We start from the raw sequence: 22,313 nt of genomic DNA, 5'->3' as shown, positions 1-22,313 counted from the left end.
CAAATATGAGCGGATTCGGGCTTCGTAACGCAGCATGAACGTATGGATCCACGAGCTCTGCCTCCACGGCTGGTGATCGATCCATCGCTGCCCTCAGAGGTCTCCCTCGAGTTGCGGTCGAGCCCGCACATCCTCCGGATGGCTCGGTCAGGCGCACAAGTCGACACCGCCCACAACCCCGCCCTGATGTTCGCGCTGCCCGGTTTCCTGCTGCTGCTCTCCCTGATGCTCGGCGCTAGCGTCCTGTTCGTGGGGAGCCTGGGGTTCGGTCTGATGGTGTTGATGCGATGGATGGCAACGGACAGCACATATCGCTCGACGAGACGAAGACTGCGCCTGGCCAGGGCGTACGCGGCCCACTACATCCTGCCCGAGGACCTGGACCACCCCTGCCAGATGCTGCTGCGCCGGGCCCAGAACGCCGTCGACGCGATCCTGAGCTCGCGGGTCCACCATGCCGGCCTGATCGACACCATCGACAACCAGGTGACCCTGCCGGAAGAGGTCTGGCAGATCGGCCAGCGGCTGCGGCAGTTGTCGTCCATGCACGCCGAGCAGGGCCGGATCATCCCGCGTGAGCTGCCGCCCGGCATGGAGGACGCGTTCAAGCCGTACACGAAGGCCCTGGACGCGGCCTGGACGTCCCTGTCTCAGCGGGTGCGCCACCTGGAGTCGTACGCCAAGCAGGTGCTCAAGGCGGACAAGGTCTACCAGACGCACCGCAGGCTGGAGGCGCTGGCCGCCAAGACCCCCGAATACCAGCAGTTGATCGCCGACACCGTGCGGGACGAGCTGGCCCACGAGCGCATCAGAGAGCTGGCCGGCCAGGCGGCGCACGTGCGCAAGCTGTTCGAGGAGAGCATCCTGGAGGCCAGGCTGGCGGCGGGCGAGCTGATCAGGACGCCGCTGAGCTAGAGGGTCCGGCCCGCTGGAGGAGCTCCAGGGTCCTGCGCAGGCCGGCGTCGTTGCCCAGGCTGCGGTAGATCTCCCTGGCCTGCTCCAGCGGCTTCACGGCGGCCGTGCCGCCGCCCGCGTCCAGGTGGGCCTCCCCGAGGTAGCGCAGGCTCCTGGCCATCCACCACCGGTCCTCCAGATCCTCGAACGCCTCGACCGCCCGGCGCAACTCCCGCTCCGACTCCTTGATCCGGCCCAGCCGGGCCAGCGCCCGGCCGGCCGACACGGCGTTGCGGGCCACCCCCCAGGAATCGCCCAGCCGGACCAGGATGTTGTCGGCGCGCCGTACGTAGTCCAGTTCGCGCAGCCCGTTGTCCGGGTCGCCGACCTCGCCGGCGGCCCGCAGGCAGCGCGCCTCCTCCCACAGCTCGCCGCGCTGCCTGAACATCTCCGAGGCCCGGTCGAGACTGAACCCGGCCCGGGTGAACAGGTTGGCGGCGAGCCGGTGGTCGCCCGCCTGGTACTCGCCGCGCGCCTGGGCCGCCAGCACCTCCCCGTACACGCGCAGGGTCTGGGCCTCGGAGTAGCGGTTGCCGTGCCGCTTGAAGATCTCCAGGGCGTCCTCCAGCAGCTCCCTGGCCTCCTCCGGCCGGCGCTCCGCCATCCGCATCTCGGCCAGGTTGCGCTGGGTGCGGGCCATCCACCACAGGTCGTCCTCGCCCTTGAACGCGGTGATGGCCCCGATGAGGTAGTCCTGGGCCCGGTCGAGATGGCCGTCGCTGAACAGCGTCATCCCGATCGTGCGCGTGCAGCGGGCCGCCCACCACGACTCGCCCAGCTCGGTGAAGATCTCCAGCGCCCGCTCGGACTCCTCCAACGCCCGCTCGCGCAGGCCCAGACCGCCGTGCACGGAGGCGCTGTCGAGCAGCGCGATGGCCAGGGCGCGCCGGTCGCCGGTCTTCGCGGCCGCCTCGCAGCCCAGCTCGGCCACCACCACCCAGTCGGCCCAGTACGCCCGAAGCGAGTGGCAGAGCGAGCAGAACGCCCTGGCCAGCCCCCAGGTCAGCTCCCAGAGCCGGAGCTGCTCGGCCTGGTGGATCATGGCGAGCAGCGAGAGCCGCTCGGCGTTGAGCCAGTCGCCGGCCCTGACCTGCCCGTCGGCGCTGGAGCGGCGCCCGCCCCGGCTCCAGTCCTGCGGCCAGCGGTTCTGGGCCGCGTCCTCGGCGCGCCGGCGGTAGCCGTACAGGACCCGCTCGACGGCGGCGCGGCGGCGCTCGGCCTCGTCCTGGTCGGCCAGCTCCGCGGCGAACACCCTGACCAGGTCGTGCAGCCGGTAGCGCATCGTACCGGTCTGGTCGGTGCCCGAGCACTCGGCGAGCTGGGCGTCGATGAGGGCTTCGAGCTGGTCGGAGCCGTCGAGACCGGAGATGTCGAGCAGCTCGCCGGCCACCCAGCCGGGCACGTCGGGCGCGTTGAGCGAGCTGAGCAGGCGCAGCAGGCGGCGCTGCATGCCGGTGCAGTCGTCGTAGCTGAGCTGTACGGACGCGCGCACGCTCTTGTCGACCGTGGGCGCCACTTCGAGCTGGTCGAGGCGGCGGCGGGTGTCGGCCAGCCGGCCGGCCATCTCGCGCATGGTCCACTGCTCGCGGGTGGCCAGCCGGCCGCCGCTGATGTTGATCGCCAGTGGCAGGTAGTCGCACATCCGCACGACTTCCTTGGCCGATTCGAGGTCCTCGACGATCCTGGCGCCGCCGGCGAGCCTGGCCAGCAGCTCCACCCCGTGCGCCTCGCTGAACACGCCCAGCCGCGTGTCGTGGGTGCCGTCCAGGAACAGCGGCGAGCGCGAGGTGACCAGGACGGCGCAGCCCTGCTCGGCCGGGATCAGCGGTTTGACCTGGGCGGCGTCGTGGGCGTTGTCCAGGCCGATGAGGATCTTGCGGCCCTTGGTCCAGGTCAGCCAGAGCTTGCGTAACTCGTCCAGGCCGCCGGGGTCGGTGGTCAGGCGCACGTCCAGCGCGCGCAGGAACCCCATCAGCACCTCGTCGGGGCGCACCGGGGCGTCGACGCCGCCGCGCAGGTCGGCGTAGAGCCTGCCGTCGGGGTACCAGTCGGCGACCTCCTGCCCGAACCTGGTCATCAGGGCCGACTTGCCGACGCCGCCGCGGCCGTACAGGGAGACGACGAGCGGGGGCGAGAGGTCCGAGGACCTGCGCCGCTCGGCGAAGACGGCCCGCAGGCCGGCGAGGGACTCCGTGCGCCCGGTGAAGTGCTCGGGGACGGGCGGCCACTGGTCGGGCGCGAGCGAACCGGAATCCGTCAGCGCCGGGCGCCTGGCGCGCGACTCGGTGGTGGCCCACGTGGTCAGGCCGACCAGGACGGCCGCCCCGAAGGTCACGCCCACCTTGGCGGCCGGTGGGATGTCCCAGTCCACCGACGCCGCCAGCACGGTCCCCACGGCCGCCGCCAGGCTCGCGAAGGCAGGCGCGGCCCACGAAATCTTTCTACGTTTTTGTCGTGGTTTGTCCGGTAGATCCCCTGTCAACGAACACCCCCTTGGGGGTTGATTCAAGCCGATGGGGTACGGCTCGCGCTAGCCGTACCCCATCGTTCTTCTAAAGACCGATCACGTGACAGGTGGCGGTCATCGTCTTGCCCGGGTCGCTCTCCGACGTGGCGGTGAGCCTGACCCTCGCCAGCCGGTCACCGCCGGACGCGCGCACGGCGTTCACGGGGACGAGCTGCTGCTTGCCGAACTGGACGGCGGCCAGGGCATTCGGGAGCTGGGCGGTCCAGCCCTTGCCCTGCACCTCGGCCTTGAGGCGGTAGACGTCGGAGTTGAGGTAGGCGCTGACGTCCTCAGGGTGCTGACCCTGCGCCTTGGCCGCCTTGCCGGTGTTGAGCAGCGGGAACTGGCAGGTGGACAGGTTCTTGCCGGCGGGGACGCCGGTCGCGGGCAGCACCTTCACGCCGCGCTTCTGCGGGCCCGCGCCGTCGAGCGAGCGGATGGCGACGGAGTAGGACAGGGTGCCGTCGCGATCACGCTTGAGGTCGGTGACGTAGAAGTGCAGGCGGTTGGCCTCGTCGACGTACTCGTACTCGCTGCCGGAGTCGGTGCCGGCGTGGAAGAGGGCGTCGGAGAGCTGCCGGTAGTCGCCGATCGTGATCGGCACCTTGGTCCCGTCCGGCATGACGTAGTCCGTCATGTTGATGTCCTGCGGGTTGGCGTCGATCACCCACTCGAACGGGGCCCGGTCCTCGTTCTTGGTCTTGGCCAGCAGGACGCCGGAGTCGGGGGTGAAGGAGTCGGTGCCCATCCGGTCCACGACCTCGACGGTGTAGTTCTCGTAGCCGCCGCCGTCGCAGAGCGGCTCCTGCTGCGGGTCGCAGGCGGGGCTCTTGTCGCCGGTGTCGAAGGAGATGTTGATGCCGGCCAGCTCGTTCTCGCCCGGCTGCGCCGCGCGGGCCTTGACCTTGGCGGTGACCAGGCCGGACTCGTCGAGCGCCGCACGGGACAGGCGCAGGACGTTCCGCTCGTCCACCATCTCCAGCTTGATCTTGTTGCGCAGCATGTGCTGCGCGCCCATGGACGCGCCCCCGGTGGGCGGGATCATCCAGCGCGAGTGCGGGCCGCCGGGGCCGTTGAAGCTGCCGCGGCTGAGCATCTCCCAGATGCCGGTGTACGCCCGGCGCGCGGGTATCCCGTACGGGTTGTTGTAGTTGTCGGCGATGCCCATGATGTGGCTCAGCTCGTGGGCGTAGGTGGCCATGCCCGAGCTCTCGGCCTGGACCGAGTCGACGCCGAAGCGGGCGTTGGGCCAGAAGGTGGAGCCGGCCTGCCACGAGGTCCAGTCGACGTAGCGGGTGTCGACCCAGTTGGGCAGCGCGGTGTCGCCCTCCGGGCCCCACTCGTCCGGCACGTCCTCCTTCGTCGGGAACTTCATCATCCCGAACTCCTGCCAGGTGGACGACTCGTCCTGGCCGGCGGTCAGGTAGAAGACGAAGTCGAACTGGTCGGCCACCTCCTGGCCGACGTCGGCGAGCCAGGCGGCGTTGCCGTCGGCGCGCAGGTTCTTGTTGCACGAGTCGCCCGCGGGGCAGCCGGTGCCGCCCTGGAACTCCATGGCGTACTCGTGGTCCTTGCCGGACAGCGTGTACGGGCCGAATCCGGTCAGGTCCACGCCGTACCGGCCGCCCGAGTCCTCCATCCAGTACTCGTGGATGGTGTGGCCGCGGTTGAGGTCGTTCGGGGTGTTGAGGAAGTCCTGGTAGAACTTCGCCACCTGGTCGCGCGGGATGTCATGGGCCTCGGCGCTGGGGTTGGCGAAGATCGTCGAGCCCTTGGGCTGGGTGACCACGAACGGCTGGTTGGGGTAGTCCAGCAGCACGAGCGCACCCTTGAAGGTGCGGCTCGACCCCTTGACCGATGGGTCGTTCCACTTCGTGCCGGGCGGACGCTTGTAGTCCGCCCAGGTCATGTTGTCGGGATTCTCCCAGTTCTGCGGGTCGATGGGCTTGATGCCGCCCGGCGGGCTCTTGCGCAGCGCCTGGGCGTCGGTGGGTGCGTCGAGCTGCCAGGGCTGCGTCTGCGGCCAGTGGTTCTGCCGCCACGGGTACTCGGGATCAGCGGGGGGTGCTGCGGAAGCAGGGGTCGCCATCAGGCTCACCGGGATCAGCACGAGGGCCGCCAGCAAACCCTTCAGCAGCTTCTTCGGGGCATTCACGGATTGACGGTATAGACGTTGTTGACGGAGATCACCGATCAGTTGTAGGGAAGAGGTGTACCGATGCTTCCGACAGTTGTTGAAATTTCCATGTGAAGGTGTGTTCGTGGCGGATCTCCAGCGGATCGTGGACGAGCTCGCCGCCCGTCTCGGCCGCCCCCTCCTGCTTGAGGACCGCGTGCAGCGTGTCGTGGCCTACAGCGAGCAGAACGGCGCCATGGACGACATCCGCCGCGACTCGATCCTGCGCCGGCACACCACGCCCGAGGTGCGCCAGTGGTTACGGGCGGCGGGGGTGCATGACTCGCCCGGCGCGTTACGCACCCCGGGCGCGCCGCACCTGGGCCTGCTGCCGCGCGTCTGCGTCCCGGTACGCCACTCCGACGGACTGCTCGGCTTCCTGTGGTTCATCGACGCGGAGCCGGCCATGTCCGACGAGCGGATCGCCGAGGCCGCCGCCGCCGCGCCCGCCGTGGGCCTGGCCCTGTTCCACGAGAGCCTGGCCGTCGGGCTCGCCTCGCACCGGGAGCTGGAGGCGGTCAACGGGCTGCTGCTCGGCGAGCCGGACGCGGCCAGGCAGCTCATCGAGGCGGGGGCGTTCCCGCAGGCACAGCCGGTCACCGTGCAGGTGGCCAGGCCCCGTGACGCCGAGCCCGACGACGCGCTCAGGCTGGCCCTGGAGCAGGGGCTGCTGGCCGTACGGCGGCGGCTGAGCGGGCACCACCCGCTGCACCTGGTCCGCTACGACCACGCCGTGCTGCTCACCGCCGGCCCGCCGGTGTCGGCCGACGAGCTGCACGCGGCCTTGCCGGTCCCGGTGGCGATCGGGATCGGGCGCGCCAGGCCGGAGCTGGCGCAGGCGGCCGGCTCCTACCGGGAGGCCCGGCACGCGGCGGAGGTGACCGCACGGGTGCCGGGGCTGGGGCGGACCGCCGAGTGGGCGCGGCTGGGCGTCTACCGGATGCTCACCCAGTTGCCGGACCAGGAGCTGCATCCGGGGCTCGAAGGGCTGCTGGGCGACGTGCAGTACCTGCCGCTGCTGGAGACCCTGGAGACCTATCTGGACCTGGCGGGCAGCGCGGTCGCCACATCGCGGGCGCTGCGGCTGCACCGCACGTCGCTGTACTACCGGTTGCAACGGGTGGAGGAGCTCGCCCGCACCGACCTGAAAGACGGCGGGGAACGGCTTGCCCTGCATCTCAGCCTCAAGCTGGCCCGGCTTTCCGGACGGTACTTACCAAGAGATTCGCACATTTCGTCCTGATTGCGTTACCTGTCCCCCTCACGTTTAATGCCGGGAGGAGAAGATCCGACGGGAGTTCCTATGCCGCCTGGGAAGCGTGCCGGACCGGCTCTGGGCAGGCGCTCCCCCGCGCCCGCCGTCATCCATTCCGCCCCGCTCGTGCTGCCCGTCTGCGCCGATCCCATCCGTGACGGCGCGGTGGTGACCAGGGCCGACCGGGTGCTCAAGGTCGGCTCGCGGGCCGAGGCGCTCACGTCCCACCCCGCCGCGCGGGAGGTGCGGTGGCCGGGGATGATCGTGGCGGGGCTGGTGGACGCCGGTTCCGGCGCCTCGCCCGCCGCTCCCGGGGTGACCGCGCGCGCCGGAGTGATCACCGGCCTGGCCGATCAGGGCGGGCGGCACCGCATCGCGTACGTCGAGGTGACCAGCGCGAACGAGGAGGAGTGGGAAGAGACCGGCCGGGACGCGGTCATCACGGCGATCCGCGAGGTCGATCGGCCGTTCGCGGTGGGGATCGCGGCGCACACCCGCGACCCGCAGGTGCTGGAGGACGTGGCGGTGCTGGCCAGGACGTTCGGCCTGCGGCTGCTGGCCGATGTGGACCGGCACTCCCCCGCGGCGCTGGACGAGGCCGGGGTGCTGGGACCGCTGTGTCACGTGGCGTGCGCCCGGCCGCTGGACCCGGGCGAGCGCAAGCTGCTCAGGCTGCGCGACACGGTGGTGGCCCTCTGCCCGCCCGAGGGGTTCTTCGCCGGTGACGTGCTGGCCCTGCTCGACGAGGGCAACCCGCTGGCCCTCGGCACCGGGAGGACCAGCGGGGGCAGCCCGCTGGGCATGGCCGGGGCGATCCGGCGCAGCGCCCGCGAGCTCGGGCTGCGGCCCCGGGGGCTGGACCGCAGGCTGGTGGAGGCCGTCACCCTGGGCGGTGCCCGGGCACTGGGCATGGACCGGGGCCAGGGCCGGATCGGATCGCTGGCCCCCGGCGCCCGCGCCGACTTCGCGGTCTTCGACGCCCATGGCCGCTATCCGTACGCCGCCCTGCTGGCCGAGCCGCCCTGCCTGGGCATGGTCGTGGGCGGCGCGATCACCGAGACCGCGGACGCGATCAGTGGAACTGGGCGTCCACCAGGGCCAGCAGCCCCCTGAGCTGCTCGCGCTGGGCCTCGGGGAGGACGGCGAACAACTCCTCGCCCGACCGCCGGCGCGCGTCGCGGGCCCGGCCGGAGAGCTCACGCCCCCGCGGCGTGATCACGACCAGCGTGGAACGGCGGTTGGCCGGATCCACCTCCCTGCGCGCCAGCCCGGCCGCCTCCAGCGCGTCCACGACGGGCGTGAGCGAGCGCGGCACGATCCGCAACTCCTCGGCGAGGCGCACCATGCGCAGCGGCCGCGCGGCGCCGGCGAGCACCCGCAGCGCCCGCGCCTGGCCGGGGTTGAGCCCGAGCGGGACCAGCCGGGCCACATAGCCGTGCCGCAGCCGCCTGCCGACCAGGTGAAAGAGCTCGGCGAGCTCCTTTTCTTCCATACCGAAAAGCTTAGCCTGAATAAATATGAGCTAACCTCTGTTAAAGGGGGACGCACGAAAGGAGCCGCCCGCTTGGAGGAGGAACCACGCGCGCCGCTGCGGCGCATCGTCAAACTGTTCCGCGCCTACCGCGGCCGCCTGGCCGTGGTGGGCTCGCTCATCCTGATGTCGTCGCTGGTGTCGCTGGCCTCGCCGTTCCTGCTGCGCGAGGTGCTGGACGTGGCCATCCCGGCCAGGGACGCCGGGCTGCTGACGCTGCTGGCCCTGGGCATGATCGTGGTGGCGGTCACGACCAGCGTGTTCGACGTGCTGCAGACGCTGATGTCCACCACCGTGGGCCAGCGGGTGATGCACGACCTGCGCCTCACGGTCTACAGCCACCTGCAGCGCATGTCGCTGGCGTTCTTCACGCGTACGCGTACCGGTGAGGTGCAGTCGCGCATCGCCAACGACATCGGCGGCATGCAGGCCGTCGTCACCTCGACCGCCTCCTCCCTCATCTCCAACCTCACCACCGTGATCGCCTCCGTCGTCGCCATGCTCGCGCTCGACTGGCGGCTGACGGTGGTCTCCCTCGCGCTGCTGCCGGTGTTCGTGTGGATCAGCCGCAAGGTCGGCGAGGAGCGCAAGCGGATCACCGCCGAGCGGCAGCGCAAGCTCGCCAAGATCGCCTCGATGGTCCAGGAGTCGCTGTCGATCAGCGGCATCCTGCTGGGGCGCACCATGGGCCGCTCCACCGAGCTGACCGAGCGCTTCGGCCGGGCCTCCGACGAGCTGGCCGAGCTCGGCGTGCGGACGAGCATGGCCGGACGGTGGCGGCAGTCGTCGATCCAGATCGTCATGGCGGCGATGCCCGCGCTGGTCTACTGGGCCGTCGGCTACACCGGGGCGATCTCGGTGGGGACCCTGGTGGCGTTCACGACGTTGCAGGTCGGGCTGTTCAGGCCGGCGGTGTCGCTGCTGCGGCTGGGCGTCGAGGTGCAGAGCTCGCTGGCGCTGTTCGGGCGCATCTTCGAATATCTCGACCTGCCGGTGGACATCCACCCGGGCTCGCGGGAGCTCTCGGACGTGCGCGGGGAGGTCCGCTTCGAGAACGTCGACTTCTCCTACGGCGACGGCCCCACGCTCACCGGCGTGGACATCACCGTGCCCGCGGGCGCCAGCCTGGCCGTGGTGGGCGAGACGGGCTCGGGCAAGACCACGCTCAGCTACCTGCCACCGCGGCTCTACGACGTCACGGGCGGGCGGGTGACGATCGACGGGGTGGACGTGCGGGAGCTGACGTTCGAGACGCTGAGCGACGCGGTGGGGGTGGTCTCGCAGGAGACGTACCTGTTCCACGCCTCGATCGCGGACAACCTGCGCTTCGCCAAGCCCACGGCCACCGACGAGGAGCTGGTGGAGGCGGCGCGGGCGGCGCACATCCACGACCACATCGCCGCGCTGCCCGACGGCTACGAGACGCTGGTGGGCGAGCGCGGCTACCGGTTCTCCGGGGGTGAGAAGCAGCGCCTGGCGATCGCCCGTACGCTGCTGCGCGACCCACCGGTGCTGATCCTGGACGAGGCCACGAGCTCTCTCGACACGCAGACGGAGCGGGCCGTGCAGGAGGCGCTGGACGCGCTGGCGCGGGGACGTACCACCATCACGATCGCACACCGCCTGTCCACGGTGCGCGACGCCGACGAGATCGTGGTCCTCGACGGGGGGCGGGTGGTCGAGCGCGGCACCCACGACGAGCTGATGGCCCGCCGCGGCCACTACGCTGCGCTGGTCAGCCGGGACCAGCCGCTCGAGCTGGTCTGACGGCCCCACGGGTCCCCGGGAACCTGGAGAGCCGGTCGGGGAGGAACCTCCCGAGATGTCTAAAAGGCGTACCAACTTTTCAGGATTCCGGTCCGCTCCTTGGGTAGGGGGCTGATATGACCGAAAAACCTCCGGACCGGCACGGCCTGAGTGACGAGCAGGAGATCGAGGTCGAGGAGTGGACCGACGATCTCGGCTTCAGTCATGAGGTCGAAGCCGACGACCCCCAGCACAGGGACACGCTCGACGAGCGGTTGCGCCGCGAGGCCAGGGACCGGCTGCACGAGCCCCGGCCCAAGCACCGGCTGACCCAGCCGGACGAAGGGCTGGAGCCGGACCTGGAGGGCGAGGAGATCGGCGTGGACTGGGGCGACGACGACGGCAACGACCTCTCGGCGGAGGAGCGGGCCGTACGCATCGATCCCGATGAGAACCTCAGGTAAGCCGCCGCAGCGCGGGGAGCACGGCATGGAGGTCGTCGACGATCGCGTCGGCGGCCTCCGCCTGCGGCCGCTCGGCGTGCAGGTAGCCCCACGGGCCGCGGCGGAGCAGGGCGGTGCGCATGCCCGCCCGGCCGGCGGGCAGCACGTCGTTGTCGAGGCGGTCGCCGACGTAGAGGATCTCGCCGGGCTCGCGGCCCGCGACCGCGGCGACCTTGGCGAAGAAGCCGGGCTCCGGCTTGGCGACGCCCCAGCCCTCGGAGGTGTGCACCGAGTCGGCGGGTAGGTCCATCGCGACCAGCGCGTCGTAGGCCCGCCTCGGCTGGTTGCCCGCGATGATCACCTGGTAGCCGGCGGCGCGCAGGGCCGCCAGGGCCTCGCGCACGTCCGGGTAGAGGTCGTCGGCGTCGAAGCGGTTGCGCGGGCCGCCGGGGTCGTCGCGTTCCCAGGCGGCCTCCTCCGCCGCCAGGTCGAAGCCGGGGCGTACGAGCTCGAAGGCGTCGCCGTGCGGCCGGTCCAGCGCCGCCATGCCGCCGAGCGCGCCCATCAGCACGAACCTGCTCACCCCGAGCCGGTCCGCCCAGCGGGACCAGATGCGGTCCTCGCTGATCAGCGTCTCCCCGACATCGAACACCACGGCCTTGACCATCGATCCCCCACTCGGAGTTGTTTCGACTCACTTGTCCGGGCAGCAGCCAAGAAGCCGGACAAATAACTTCAAGGGGGATTTTTCCATGCACCCAGACCGCGACGCGAAGGACCGGCAGCTCGACGCCAGCCGGGTCCCCTCCGACAACCGATGTCCGACCGGGCCATCCCGCGCAGCTACCGGATGATGCAGGGGTTCGGGGTGCACACGTTCCGGCTGGTGAACGCCTCGGGGCAGGGGACGTTCGTCAAGTGGCACTGGCGGCCGGCGCTGGGGACGTACTCGCTGGTTTGGGACGAGGTGCTGCGCATCCAGGGCAACGACCCCGACTACAACCGGCGCGACCTTTGGGAGGCGATCGAGAGCGGCGCCTCCCCCGAGTACGAGCTGTGTGTGCAGCTCGTGCCCGAGTCACGGGAGCACGACTTCGACTTCGACCTGCTCGACGCCACGAAGATCATCCCCGAGGAGCATCGGTGGCCGCCGACGGCCAGGCGCTGGCGCCGCTGGGGCGGGCGCAGTTCTTCGTCAAGGAGGCTTTCAAGCACGGCAAGCCCATCGGCGCCGTGGGCACCGGGCGCGAGCTCATCGAGGCCGCGCACCTGCCCAGCCACGTGGGGGTGGTGATGGGGGACGGCATCGCGGAGAAGTTCGCCACGGCGGTGGCGGGCCACCGCTTCCACGAACGCGACGTGGCCGCCGTCCCGGCCTGAGCCCATGAGGCGATCGGCCGTCCCGTCGAGTGGCGGGACGGCCGATTGATGTGGCGCTCGCTCACGGGGGATGGAATACTTAGCGTGTCCGTTCGAATACGAAGGGAAAGATTCCATGGTCGCCATGCTGGAAGAAAAGCACCGCACGGAATCGACCTGCGCGACATTCGCGCAGACGCCGCACAGCCCTCGTGAGCTGTTCGATGCCCTCCCCCCCATGCCCGGTCTCCGGGTTGAGCTCATCGAAGGGAAGCTGATTGTGAGTCCGGCGGGAAGCCCCGAGCACCACTGGCTGACGGGAGACCTTCATGATGCCCTCCTACCGTTGCGGAGGGAACGAGGGTTGCGTGGCGGGCCAGGCGGCCCGAACATCTGCATCGACGGGCCACGAGACTCTCCCGCGCCGGACTACGTGCTATCGGAAAAGGACTGCAACCGCTGGGGCAACGAACTGCTCTCGCCGGAGGTTCTCCTGGTTGCCGAGGTGGTCTCTCCCGGTAGCGTCCGCAACGATTACGAGGACAAAGTTCGCCTCTATGCGCTGGGGCAGGTGCCGGTCTACCTGGTGATCGACCCCATCGGCGAGACGCCGAGCGTCACCGTGTTCAGTGACATCAAGGACAACACCTACCGGACGATCGTCAAGGTGGACATGGGCACGCCGATCAAGCTCCCTCCCCCGGTCGACTTCGAGCTCGACACCTCGGTCTTCACGGTGTGAGCTTCTCCATCGCCTTGGTGATCCGCTTTTCCGACACCGGCGTGGGGGTGCCGAGTGTCTGGGCGAAGAAGCTCACCCGCAGTTCCTCGATCATCCAACGGATCTCCACCACGTCCGGGTCCCCGCGCCGTGCCGGATGGAGCTTGTCCAGCACGTCGTGATAGTCGTCCTCCACCTTGTGCACCCGGCCCATCCACTCCTCGTCGCGCCAGGGCTCCTCGGGGAGCTTGGTGAGGCGGCGGTCGATCGCCCGGATGTAGCGGAGGATGTCGGAAAGGCGGCGATAGCCGGTGGCCGTCACGAAACCCGCGTAGACGAGCTTGCCGAGCTGGTCGCGCACATCGTCCGTGGACGCGCTCGCGCGCAGCGTGTCGAGGCGGGCGCCGCAGTCGTGCCAGACGCTCAGGATCTGCTCGACCTTCGACAGCACGTCCTTCGAGGTGTCGTAGAGGTTCGCCCGCACGTGCTGGTAGAGGCGGTCGAAGGCGACCGGGTCCCAGGCGGGGCCGCCCACGTCCAGCATGAGCTTGTCCACGGCCGTTTCGACCACGTCGTCGAACAGCGCCACCGCCCCGCCGTGCGGGCTGCGTGACAGCGCCAGCTTGGCCTGGTTGGACAGGCCGCCGAGCAGGGACTTGGCGGGGTTGGTGACGTTGAGGAGCAGCAGGCGGCGCACGCCCGGCCAGTGGGAGCGGCGCTGCTCGGCCTCCGTCTCGAAGATCTTGATCGAGACAGAGTCCCCCGCGTCCACCAGCGCCGGGTAGCCCTTCATCCGGCCCTGCTCGAACACCTTGGGCAGCGTGCCGAAGCTCCACGTGTGCAGGCCGCTCTGCTCCAGGTCGTCACCCGCCTGCGACAACGTCTGGCGCAGGCGCGGCGCGAGGCGGCGCTTCAGCGCGTCGAGGTCCTTGTCCTCGGCGACCGTGCGCTTGCGCTCGTCGATCACCCGGTAGGTGATCCGCAGGTGGTCGGGCACCTGGTCGAGCTGCCAGGCCTCGCGCGGCACGCGCACCCCGGTGAGCCGCAGCAGCTCGCGCTCCACGGCCGCGAGCAGCGGTTCGCCGCCCTGCTCGACCCCGGCCAGCACCTGCTTGGCGTAGTTGGGGGCGGGCACGAAGTTGCGGCGCAGGTTTTTCGGCAGCGCGCGGATCAGCGCGGTGATCAGCTCCTCGCGCAGGCCCGGGATCTGCCAGTCGAAGCCGTCGGAGTTGACCTGGTTGAGCACCTGGAGCGGCACGTGCACGGTCACGCCGTCGGCGTCGGTCCCCGGCTCGAACTGGTAGGTCAGCCGCATCCGCTGGCCGAGCTGCTTCCACGTGTCGGGGTAGTCGCGGGCGCTGACCTCGGCGCCCTCGTTGACCAGCATCTCCGGCGAGAAGGTGAGCAGCTCGGGCTGCTCCTGCCGGGCCTTCTTCCACCACGAGTCGAAATGGCGGGCCGAGACCACGTCGGCGGGCACCCGCTGGTCGTAGAAGTCGTAGAGCGCCTCGTCGTCGACCATGATGTCGCGGCGGCGGGCCCGGTTTTCCAGCTCCTCGACCTCCTCGAGCAGCCTGCGGTTGTCTTTCAGGAAGCGGTGGTGGGTGTCCCAGTCGCCCTCGACCAGCCCGTGCCTGATGAACAGCTCCCGCGACAGGTCGGGGTCGATGCGGCCGTAGTTGACCTTGCGGCCGGTCACCAGCGGCACGCCGAAGAGGGTGACCTTCTCCAGCGCGATCACCGCGCCCTGGTTCTTCTCCCAGTGCGGCTCGGAGTAGGTGCGTTTGACCAGGTGCTGGGCGAGCGGCTCGACCCAGTCGGGCTCGATCTTGGCGTTGACCCGCGCCCACAGGCGGGAGGTCTCGACGAGCTCGGCCGACATCACCCACTGCGGCTGCTTCCTGGCCAGCGTCGAGCCGGGGAAGATGGCGAAGCGGGCGTTGCGGGCGCCGAGGTATTCCTGGATCGGGCGGCGGCCGTCGGCGCCGCGCTTCTCCATGACGTCCTTGACGCCGATGTGCGACAGCAGCCCCACCAGCAGCGACACGTGCACGTGGTACGGCTGCGCCGGCTGGCTGTTGGGCTGCGCCCCGAGCGACTGGCGGATCTGGCTGTAGATGTCCTGCCATTCGCGGACCCGCAGGTAGTTGAGGAACTCGGCCTTGCAGAGCCGCCGGAACGCGCTCGACGACAGCTCCTTCTGCTTGTCGCGCAGGTAGTTCCACAGGTTGAGGTAGGCCATGAAGTCCGACTCGGGGTCGGCGAAGCGGCGGTGCTTCTCGTCGGCCTGCTGCTGCTTGTCGGCGGGGCGCTCGCGCGGGTCCTGGATGGACAGGGCGGAGGCGATCACCATGACCTCGCGCAGGCAGCCGTTCTTCTCCGCCTCCAGCACCATGCGGCCCAGCCGCGGGTCCACCGGCAGCCCGGCCAGCTTGCGGCCGATGCCGGTGAGCTTGCCCTGCCCGTCGAACGCGCCCAGCTCGTGCAGCAGGTTGACGCCGTCCTTGACCTGGCGCCGGTCCGGCGGCTCCACGAACGGGAACGCCTCGATGTCGCCCAGCCCGATCGAGGTCATCTGGAGGATGACGGAGGCCAGGTTGGTGCGCAGGATCTCGGGATCGGTGAACTCCGGCCGGTTGAGGAAGTCCTCCTCCTCGTAGAGCCGGATGCAGATGCCGTCGGAGGTGCGGCCCGAGCGGCCCTTGCGCTGGTTGGCGCTGGCCTGCGAGACGGCCTCGATCGGCAGGCGCTGCACCTTGGTGCGGTGGCTGTAGCGGGAGATGCGGGCGAAGCCCGGGTCCACCACGTATTTGATGCCCGGGACGGTCAGCGAGGTCTCGGCCACGTTGGTGGCCAGCACGACGCGCCGGCCGGTGTGGCGCTGGAAGACGCGGTGCTGCTCGGCGGCGCTCAGGCGGGCGTAGAGCGGCAGGATCTCGGTGTTGCGGAACTCGGCCTTGGCCAGCGCGTCGGCGGCGTCGCGGATCTCCCGCTCGCCCGACAGGAAGACCAGGATGTCGCCGGGGCCCTCCCCGATCAGCTCGCGGCAGGCGTCCACGATGCCCTGCGTCTGGTCGTCGTCCTCCTGCAGCGGGCGGTAGCGCACCTCGACCGGATACGTACGGCCGGAGACCTCGATGATCGGCGCGTCGTCGAAGTGTCGGGAGAAGCGCTCGGGGTCGATCGTGGCGCTGGTGATGACGACCTTGAGGTCGGGGCGCTGGGGCAGGAGCTGTTTCAGGTAGCCGAGGATGAAGTCGATGTTGAGGCTGCGTTCGTGGGCCTCGTCGATGATCAGCGTGTCGTACTGGTCGAGCATGCGGTCGTTCTGCAACTCGGCCAGCAGGATGCCGTCGGTCATCAGCTTGACCAGGGTGCGGTCGCCGGCCTGGTCGGTGAAGCGGACCTTGTAGCCGACCACCTCGCCCAGGCCGGTGCCGAGCTCCTCGGCGATGCGCTCGGCGACCGTACGGGCGGCGATGCGGCGGGGCTGGGTGTGGCCGATCAGCCCTCGCACGCCCCGGCCGAGCTCCAGGCAGATCTTGGGAATCTGGGTGGTCTTGCCGGAGCCCGTCTCGCCGGCGATGATCACGACCTGGTGGTCGCGGATGGCCGCGAGGATGTCGTCCTTGCGCTGGGAGACCGGCAGGTTTTCCGGATAGGTCACTGCCGGTACGGCTTCGCGGCGGCGTACGAGCCGCTGCTCGGCGCGCTCCACGTCGGCGAGGATCTCCGCGACGATCTTGTCTCGGGTGTCGCGGGAGCGCACCCGGCGCATGCCGTCGAGCCTGCGCCGCAGCCGCCGCTGGTCGCGCGGCATGAGCTCGGGCAGGCGGGACTGGAGGTCGGTGAGCGGAGAGGACAAGGAAGATGTTCCCATACTGCTTTCAGGATATTTGAGCTCCGCGGCCCCGGGAGCCAACGGACCATGCTGCCCGACCATGCCGGCCGTGCGCATCCCAATATCCCGCGTCCCGGGACGATCATCGCCCGCCCGAGGGGTCGGGCAGGGGCACGCCGCAGGATCCGGGCTGAGGCACCCTGAGGACCCGGCCCTCAGGGGCGCGCCTGCCGGGGGGAACGAGCCGTCTCCGGATGGTCAGCCGATGGCGGCCGCGTGGGCGGCGCCGATGATGCCGGCCTCGTTCTGCAGGGCGGCGGGGACGATCGGCGTGTCGATGTGGACGTGCGGCAGGAACCGGTCGGCCTTCTTGCTCACCCCGCCACCGATCACAATCAGCGACGGCGACAGCAGCCGCTCCACGTGCCGCAGGTACTCCTCCACCCGCTCGGCCCACTTCTCCCAGCTCAGCTCGTGCTCCTCGCGGGCCCGGGCGGAGGCCCGGTGCTCGGCGTCCTTCCCGCGCACCTCCAGATGCCCGAGCTCGGTGTTGGGCACGAGCATGCCGTCGATGAACAGCGCGCTGCCGATCCCCGTCCCCAGGGTCAGCACCAGCACGGTCCCCCGCCGCCCCCGTCCCTCGCCGAAGGCCATCTCGGCCAGGCCCGCCGCGTCGGCGTCGTTCAGCACCGCCGCCCCGCCGAACAACCGCGAGGCGTCCACACCGATCCACGAGTGGTGCACGTTGGCGGCCGTACGCACCACCCCGTCCACCACCACTCCGGGGAACGTGACACCGACGGGACCGTTCCAGGTGAAATGCCGGACGATCGAGGAAACGACCTCCGCCACCTCATCCGGCTTCGACGGTTGCGGCGTGGGAATACGCAGACGGTCCGCGATCAGTTCACCGATCGCGGTGTCGACGGGGGCACCTTTGATGCCCGAGCCGCCGATGTCGATGCCCAGCACGCTCATGTTTTCTCATCTCCCCCATGAGGCACGAAAAACTCTCCCACCTATATTTCCGGACCGGCTGAACCCGTTTCCCGCCCTCCGCGTATCTCGCCACACAAGCGCTAACTAGGAGGCAACGGATGCGGCCACGCATCATCACACTCTGCGCTGTTGCGGTCGTTCTGGGAGCGACTCTCACCACTCCCGCACACGCCACCACCAGGACACGTTTCGACGTCACCAACCTTGTGTCGGACGTCAAGGGCAAAGCCCCGGTCACCGACCCCAAGGTCGTCAACCCGTGGGGCCTGGCCATGGGCAAGACTCTGTGGGTGTCGAACACCGGCACCGGTAGTGCCACCGTCTATTCCGGCACGGGCAAGAAGGAGAAGACCGAGGTCGCCATCCCCGGGGGTGCCCCGACGGGCCAGGTGTTCAACCCCGGCGACGGCTTCACCATAAAGGGCAGACCCGCCACGTTCATCTTCTCCAGCCCGAGCGGCGCCATCACCGGCTGGAACGCGGAGGTCGACCCGGCCAACGCGGTCATCGCGGCCTTCACCCGCGGCGCCGACTACAAGGGGCTCGAGCTGGTCGAGACGGACGACGGATCATCCTTCCTGCTGGCCACGGACTTCGCCAGCGGGCGCATTCACGCCTTCGACACGGACTTCCGGCGTATCCAGCTGGCGAAATGGCAGTTCCGGGACTCGGCGATTCCCTCGACGTACAAGGCGTACAACGTCGCGGTCGCCAACGGCAACATCTGGGTGAGCTACGCCCTGCGCGACAAGGCCACCGGCAAGCCCGTGTTCGGCGCCGGCAAGGGCTTCGTCAGCCGCTTCAACGGCGACGGGCGCCTGACCGGCCGCATCTCCAGGGTCGGGCTCAACGCCCCCTGGGGGCTGACCGCCGCGCCGAGGGGCTGGCGGGAGTACGCGGGCGCGCTGCTGGTCGGCAACTTCGGCGACGGCACCGTACACGCCTACAAGGGCGGCCGGCACCTCGGCTCCCTGCGTCTGTCCAACGGCAAGCCGATCGTGCTGCCCGGCCTCTGGGACCTGCAGCCCGGCACGGCGGCCACCGGCGGCGAGAACTCCCTGTGGTTCTCCGCGGGCATCGAGGCCACCAAGCACGGCCTGGTCGGCGTGATCGCCCCGCAGGGCACGAAGGTGAGCTCGTCGCCCACGCCTTCCACGAAGAGCAGCGCCCCGGCCACCCAGCCACCCGCCCAGAACGACTCCTACGGTGGCGGCGGCTACTGACGGCGGTCTCACGACGTTTCCGGCGCGGTTGGCGCGAGCCGCGCCGGAAACAACCCCTCCCACGCGGTACGGCCCGGGCCGGGGTCTACAGTCGAGGCCGTGAGTGCGGGATCTTTCAGCCGATGGCTACGTGAGCGATCCGAACCCGACTGGACGGCCGTGGTGACGCACCCGTTCGCCATGTCGATCACGACCGGCGCGACGCCCGCCGCGGGCATGCGGCGCTACCTGGAGCAGGACTTCCAGTTCGTGGACTCCTTCACGGCTCTGCTCGGCGCGGCCGTGGCCGCGGCGGACACGTTCGAGGCGCGGGTGCCGTACGGGAGGTTCCTCGGGCAGGTGGCGACCACCGAGGAGAAGACGTACTTCCACCGGGCGCTGGCCGAGCTGGGCGGGCGGACGGACGCGCCGCCCGAGCCGGTCACGACGGCCTTCCGGCAGCTCATGGACGATGTGCGGACCTCGCAGGACTACGCGCTGATCGTGGCCGTGCTCTGCGTGGCCGAATGGTGCTATCTCGGCTGGGCGTCGCGGGCCGCGGAGCCGCTGCCGGAGAGCTTCGTGCACCGGGAGTGGATCGAGCTGCACGAGGGCGCGGAGTTCCGGGCGTGGGTGGACTTCCTGAAGGGCGAGCTGGACCGGCTGGGCGCGGCCGCGGACGAGGAGCGGCGGCAGGAGGTGCTCGGCGTGTTCCGGCGGGCCGTCGAGCTGGAACGCTCATTCTTCGACATGGCCGCGGGCTAGCTCAGCACGGCCGCCAGATCGTCGAACGTCCGGTAGTGGACGCCGGTCATGCCGAGCGCCCTGGCGGCCTCCACGTTCGGCAGCCGGTCGTCCACGAACAGGCAGCGCTCGGCCGCGACCCCGGCCCGCTCGACGGCGATCTCGTAGATCCGCCGGTCGGGCTTGGCCACGCCGACCCTGGCGCTGCTGACCACGGCGTCGGCGAAACCGGTGAGCCCCAGCAGGTCGAGGTGGCGCTCCAGGGTGTCCATGGCGTTCGTCACGAGAACCAGCGGTACGTGCCGCCGCGCCTGCGCCAGCAGCGCCTTGACCTCCTCGTCCACCCAGAACCGGACCTCCGCGAACTCGGCGGCCGCCCGGCGGGCACGCTCGCCACCGCCGAGCGCCACGGCGATCGACTCCACCCACTGCGCCTCGGTGACGTGGCCCAGCGTCGGGGGCGTGATCAGCTCGGGGTCGAACGCGGTCCGCCTGAGTGGCAGGCCGTAACGGGCCTCTATCTCAGCCTGGGCGGCGTGGTCGAAGTGGCGCAGCACGCCGTCCAGATCCGAGAGAACCGCGTCATGGGAGATCACAATCCTTCATTGTGCCGCGCGAGCGAACCCGCGTCCCCGACCGCCGTCCGCGGACACGGCCCGTCGCACCGAGCGTGTGGGGCGCGCGACTACGCGGCCTCGCCCGGCACCGCGGGCGGATACGGCCTGCGTCAAGTGTTTCGTCCCGGGTGCTGTCCGGACCAGCGGCCGCCCTCACGGAGCGCTGGGCGGCGTCGGCGGGCCGGTGCTCCGTGTGCGGGTTTCGCGCGCCGCCCGCCGGACTGAGGGGAGCGGCCGCACTACCATCTCCGAGACAGGATTCGGTATCGGAACGGTAGGGCATGAACGATCACCGGCTGCCACGCGAGCTGTGCCAGCTCTTCGCCGACGGCGGCAGGGGGCGTAGATTGCCGGCAGGGCTGCCTCCTGGCGAAGTGATCTGGCCCGATCCCGGCTACACCGGGCAGGGCCAGGCGGCCAGGCCGGCGCTCTGGATGAGCGACGAGCCGGCGGCCGGGCAGGACTGGGCGCTGCTGCGCGAATGGCACCCGCACAGCGGCCTGTGGCCGCTGCTGCTGGACGAGACGGCGCAACCCTGGGACATCGGGCAGATCGTGCCGGACGATCCGCGCCAGATCGACCACTTCACCGCCGAGGGCTTCATGGCCGAGGTGTGGCAGGAGTGGGTGTCGCAGATGCCGCCGGACGCGCTGGCCGAGCTGGAGCCGTACGGGGCGATCTGCCCCGGTCCCGCCGCGCCCGGCGTGTTGCGGGCCACCCCGGGCGAGGTCGCCGACTGGTACGCGGGCGAGCTGGCGGCCAAGGGCATGCCGCTCGGCCTGGTGGCCGCGGCGAGGGGCGCGGACGCGCTGGCGGTCATGGGCTGGCAGGGGGCGCTGCACCACAACGAGTGGATGGTGCCGATGGCGGCCGTGGTGCGGAGCTGGGAGGACAGGTTCGGGGCCCGGGTGGTGAGCGTCGGGTTCAACACGCTGGAACTGAGCGTGGCGGCGCCGCCGGTCGAGCCGGAGCACGCGTTACACGTGGCGGCCGAGCACTGGGCGTTCTGCCCGGACAACGTCGTCCAGGGGCCCGGCGATCTGCAGGGGTACGCCGAGCAGATCCTCGGCGTGCACGCCTGGTCCTTCTGGTGGGACTGAGCCCGGTTCGCACACCGGCAGGCCCAGGCCGCGTCACCTCGAAGGTCCTGACGGCGACGCCCCGAAAGAGGTGATGGCGGCGCCTCGAAGGTCCGGCGCGGGCTGGGCCGGCCGAACCTTCGATCGAACGCGACCGAGGGGGCGCCGCTGTCAAGGGATATGAGCCACGGCGCCGTACGTGCCCGAGGCGCTCGGCGCTTCCAAGCAGGCGGGCTCGTGGCCGTTGGGCCGCCATTCCGGGACCCACACCAATCCCGGATCTACCAGCACCAGACCTTCGAGCAACGCCGCCACCTCCTCCCGGGTGCGAATCGCATGACCCGGCAGCGTCATCGCCAGCAGGTCGTGAATGGCGGGCAGCAATTCCACCGGGATCCCGTCGAACGTGGTCTGCAGCAGTGACAGATAGCTCCCTTCGGGCACCACCTGCCGGATCCGCTTGATCACGTAGTGGAAGAACTCGTCGTCGTTCAGACTGTGGGTCGACAGCAGCAGCACGGCCATGGGGCGGTCCCAGTCGAGGAACATCTGCACGACCCGGTCGTCGAGGACGTCGTCGATCTCGCGTACGTCGCCCTCTACAACGCGTACGAGATCGGTGACGGGCTCGATCGTGGCGCGCGCTCCGGCCAGCACCATCGGGTCGCTCTCCACATAGACGACCCGTGGCACCGAGGTACGCGCGGCGTCCCTGGCCACGTCATGCAACTGCCCGCCGACCGGCAGGCCGCTGGGGACACCACTTCCGACGATCACGAACTGATCCACACCTTCGGTCGCCAGGTGGCGGACCACCCGGCACAAAAACTGCAGCACGGCACGCGCGGCCGTGGTGGTGATGGCGGCGGCCTGGTCGTAGCGGCGCACCGCGTCTCTGTCCGCTACGAAGTTGTTCTTTCCACCCGCCGCGGCGTCGAGAATCCGGGTGGTCCTTGCTTGGGTCATCTCCAGCTTCGCCAGGTTTCGGATGGCACGCTGACGCATTGAGTGTTGCCCCTTTCCCCTCGCCCACTATCTCGGGAAAAGCTGATCCTTACGGACCCCACTCGATGACCCAGACCATATGATCCTCGTTACTGGGCAGAAGACAACCGGAAAACCTATTAGTTTTCGGTATAT

General features: G+C 70.1%; 18 protein-coding genes and 1 pseudogene. 11 read left to right on the top strand and 8 right to left on the bottom strand.

Translation table 11 applies throughout. The annotated features are described in order from the left end of the window. Positions 1-42: 42 nt before the first annotated feature. Positions 43-915, top strand: a complete 873-nt coding sequence (locus ABGB18_RS09040; protein WP_347694939.1) for a hypothetical protein — start codon at positions 43-45, stop codon at positions 913-915. Here the strand turns inward: ABGB18_RS09040 and ABGB18_RS09035 are convergent. Both ABGB18_RS09035 and ABGB18_RS09030 read right to left on the bottom strand, forming a co-directional pair. Beyond that, positions 896-3,349, bottom strand: a complete 2,454-nt coding sequence (locus tag ABGB18_RS09035) for a tetratricopeptide repeat protein (protein ID WP_347694938.1) — start codon at positions 3,347-3,349, stop codon at positions 896-898. The two genes, ABGB18_RS09040 and ABGB18_RS09035, sit on opposite strands and share 20 nt — an antisense overlap. Positions 3,350-3,506: 157 nt before the next feature. Then, entirely contained in the window at positions 3,507-5,615 is a 2,109-nt protein-coding gene (locus ABGB18_RS09030) for a M6 family metalloprotease domain-containing protein (RefSeq protein WP_347694937.1), read from the bottom strand. A gap of 106 nt (positions 5,616-5,721) precedes the next feature. On the opposite strand from ABGB18_RS09030, the gene ABGB18_RS09025 reads away from it, so the two are divergent. Together ABGB18_RS09025 and ABGB18_RS09020 are read left to right on the top strand one after the other, a co-directional pair. Next, complete coding sequence (locus ABGB18_RS09025) at positions 5,722-6,879, top strand: helix-turn-helix domain-containing protein (protein ID WP_347694936.1); 1,158 nt, start codon at positions 5,722-5,724, stop codon at positions 6,877-6,879. A gap of 60 nt (positions 6,880-6,939) precedes the next feature. Then, entirely contained in the window at positions 6,940-8,004 is a 1,065-nt protein-coding gene (locus ABGB18_RS09020; RefSeq protein ID WP_347694935.1) for an amidohydrolase family protein, read from the top strand. Here the strand turns inward: ABGB18_RS09020 and ABGB18_RS09015 are convergent. After that, positions 7,964-8,383: a MarR family transcriptional regulator gene (locus ABGB18_RS09015; protein WP_347694934.1), complete on the bottom strand. Its 420-nt coding sequence runs from the start codon at positions 8,381-8,383 to the stop codon at positions 7,964-7,966. The two genes, ABGB18_RS09020 and ABGB18_RS09015, sit on opposite strands and share 41 nt — an antisense overlap. Positions 8,384-8,455: 72 nt before the next feature. On the opposite strand from ABGB18_RS09015, the gene ABGB18_RS09010 reads away from it, so the two are divergent. Both ABGB18_RS09010 and ABGB18_RS09005 read left to right on the top strand, forming a co-directional pair. Beyond that, entirely contained in the window at positions 8,456-10,189 is a 1,734-nt protein-coding gene (locus ABGB18_RS09010; protein WP_347694933.1) for an ABC transporter ATP-binding protein, read from the top strand. A gap of 116 nt (positions 10,190-10,305) precedes the next feature. Beyond that, positions 10,306-10,632, top strand: coding sequence for a DUF5709 domain-containing protein (locus ABGB18_RS09005; protein ID WP_347694932.1), 327 nt, complete (start codon positions 10,306-10,308; stop codon positions 10,630-10,632). On the opposite strand, the gene ABGB18_RS09000 is transcribed toward ABGB18_RS09005, so the two are convergent. Then, a complete protein-coding gene (locus ABGB18_RS09000) occupies positions 10,625-11,278 on the bottom strand; it encodes an HAD family hydrolase (protein WP_347694931.1) in 654 nt (217 codons plus the stop codon). The genes ABGB18_RS09005 and ABGB18_RS09000 overlap by 8 nt on opposite strands. A gap of 150 nt (positions 11,279-11,428) precedes the next feature. On the opposite strand from ABGB18_RS09000, the pseudogene ABGB18_RS08995 reads away from it, so the two are divergent. From ABGB18_RS08995 to ABGB18_RS08985, 3 genes and pseudogenes are all read left to right on the top strand, one after another. After that, positions 11,429-11,749, top strand: a pseudogene (locus ABGB18_RS08995) (catalase); the annotation flags it as partial. Positions 11,750-11,754: 5 nt separating this feature from the next. Beyond that, positions 11,755-11,991 (top strand): hypothetical protein, encoded by a 237-nt coding sequence (locus tag ABGB18_RS08990; protein WP_347694930.1) that lies wholly within the window; start codon positions 11,755-11,757, stop codon positions 11,989-11,991. A 115-nt stretch (positions 11,992-12,106) separates the two neighbouring features. Then, positions 12,107-12,712 (top strand): Uma2 family endonuclease, encoded by a 606-nt coding sequence (locus ABGB18_RS08985; protein WP_347694929.1) that lies wholly within the window; start codon positions 12,107-12,109, stop codon positions 12,710-12,712. Here ABGB18_RS08985 and hrpA read toward each other — a convergent pair. Together hrpA and ppgK are read right to left on the bottom strand one after the other, a co-directional pair. Further along, positions 12,702-16,571: an ATP-dependent RNA helicase HrpA gene (hrpA, locus tag ABGB18_RS08980; RefSeq protein WP_347694928.1), complete on the bottom strand. Its 3,870-nt coding sequence runs from the start codon at positions 16,569-16,571 to the stop codon at positions 12,702-12,704. The genes ABGB18_RS08985 and hrpA overlap by 11 nt on opposite strands. Before the next feature lie 219 nt (positions 16,572-16,790). Then, complete coding sequence (ppgK, locus tag ABGB18_RS08975) at positions 16,791-17,510, bottom strand: polyphosphate--glucose phosphotransferase (protein WP_347694927.1); 720 nt, start codon at positions 17,508-17,510, stop codon at positions 16,791-16,793. A 119-nt stretch (positions 17,511-17,629) separates the two neighbouring features. Here ppgK and ABGB18_RS08970 point away from each other — a divergent pair, with 119 nt between their 5' ends. Further along, positions 17,630-18,754 carry a TIGR03118 family protein gene (locus ABGB18_RS08970; protein ID WP_347694926.1) on the top strand — a complete coding sequence of 375 codons (1,125 nt, stop codon included), beginning with the start codon at positions 17,630-17,632 and terminating at the stop codon, positions 18,752-18,754. Between the two features lie 99 nt (positions 18,755-18,853). After that, on the top strand, positions 18,854-19,498 hold the full coding sequence (locus ABGB18_RS08965; RefSeq protein WP_347694925.1) for a TenA family protein: 645 nt from the start codon (positions 18,854-18,856) through the stop codon (positions 19,496-19,498). Here ABGB18_RS08965 and ABGB18_RS08960 read toward each other — a convergent pair. Beyond that, positions 19,495-20,073 carry an HAD-IA family hydrolase gene (locus tag ABGB18_RS08960; protein ID WP_347694924.1) on the bottom strand — a complete coding sequence of 193 codons (579 nt, stop codon included), beginning with the start codon at positions 20,071-20,073 and terminating at the stop codon, positions 19,495-19,497. The two genes, ABGB18_RS08965 and ABGB18_RS08960, sit on opposite strands and share 4 nt — an antisense overlap. Before the next feature lie 302 nt (positions 20,074-20,375). Between ABGB18_RS08960 and ABGB18_RS08955 the strand changes: the two genes are divergently transcribed. After that, the gene (locus tag ABGB18_RS08955) at positions 20,376-21,194 is read left to right on the top strand and encodes a DUF4253 domain-containing protein (protein ID WP_347694923.1); all 819 of its coding nucleotides are present in this window, start codon (positions 20,376-20,378) and stop codon (positions 21,192-21,194) included. Positions 21,195-21,344: 150 nt separating this feature from the next. Here ABGB18_RS08955 and ABGB18_RS08950 read toward each other — a convergent pair whose 3' ends face one another. After that, a complete protein-coding gene (locus ABGB18_RS08950; protein ID WP_347694922.1) occupies positions 21,345-22,139 on the bottom strand; it encodes an SAM-dependent methyltransferase in 795 nt (264 codons plus the stop codon). Positions 22,140-22,313: the final 174 nt, after the last annotated feature.

Source organism: Nonomuraea sp. B12E4 (genome assembly GCF_039871825.1).
Classification (GTDB): Bacteria; Actinomycetota; Actinomycetes; order Streptosporangiales; family Streptosporangiaceae; genus Nonomuraea.
The sequence above is the reverse complement of the archived record's forward strand: the minus strand, read 5'-3'. Positions and strand labels throughout refer to the sequence as shown.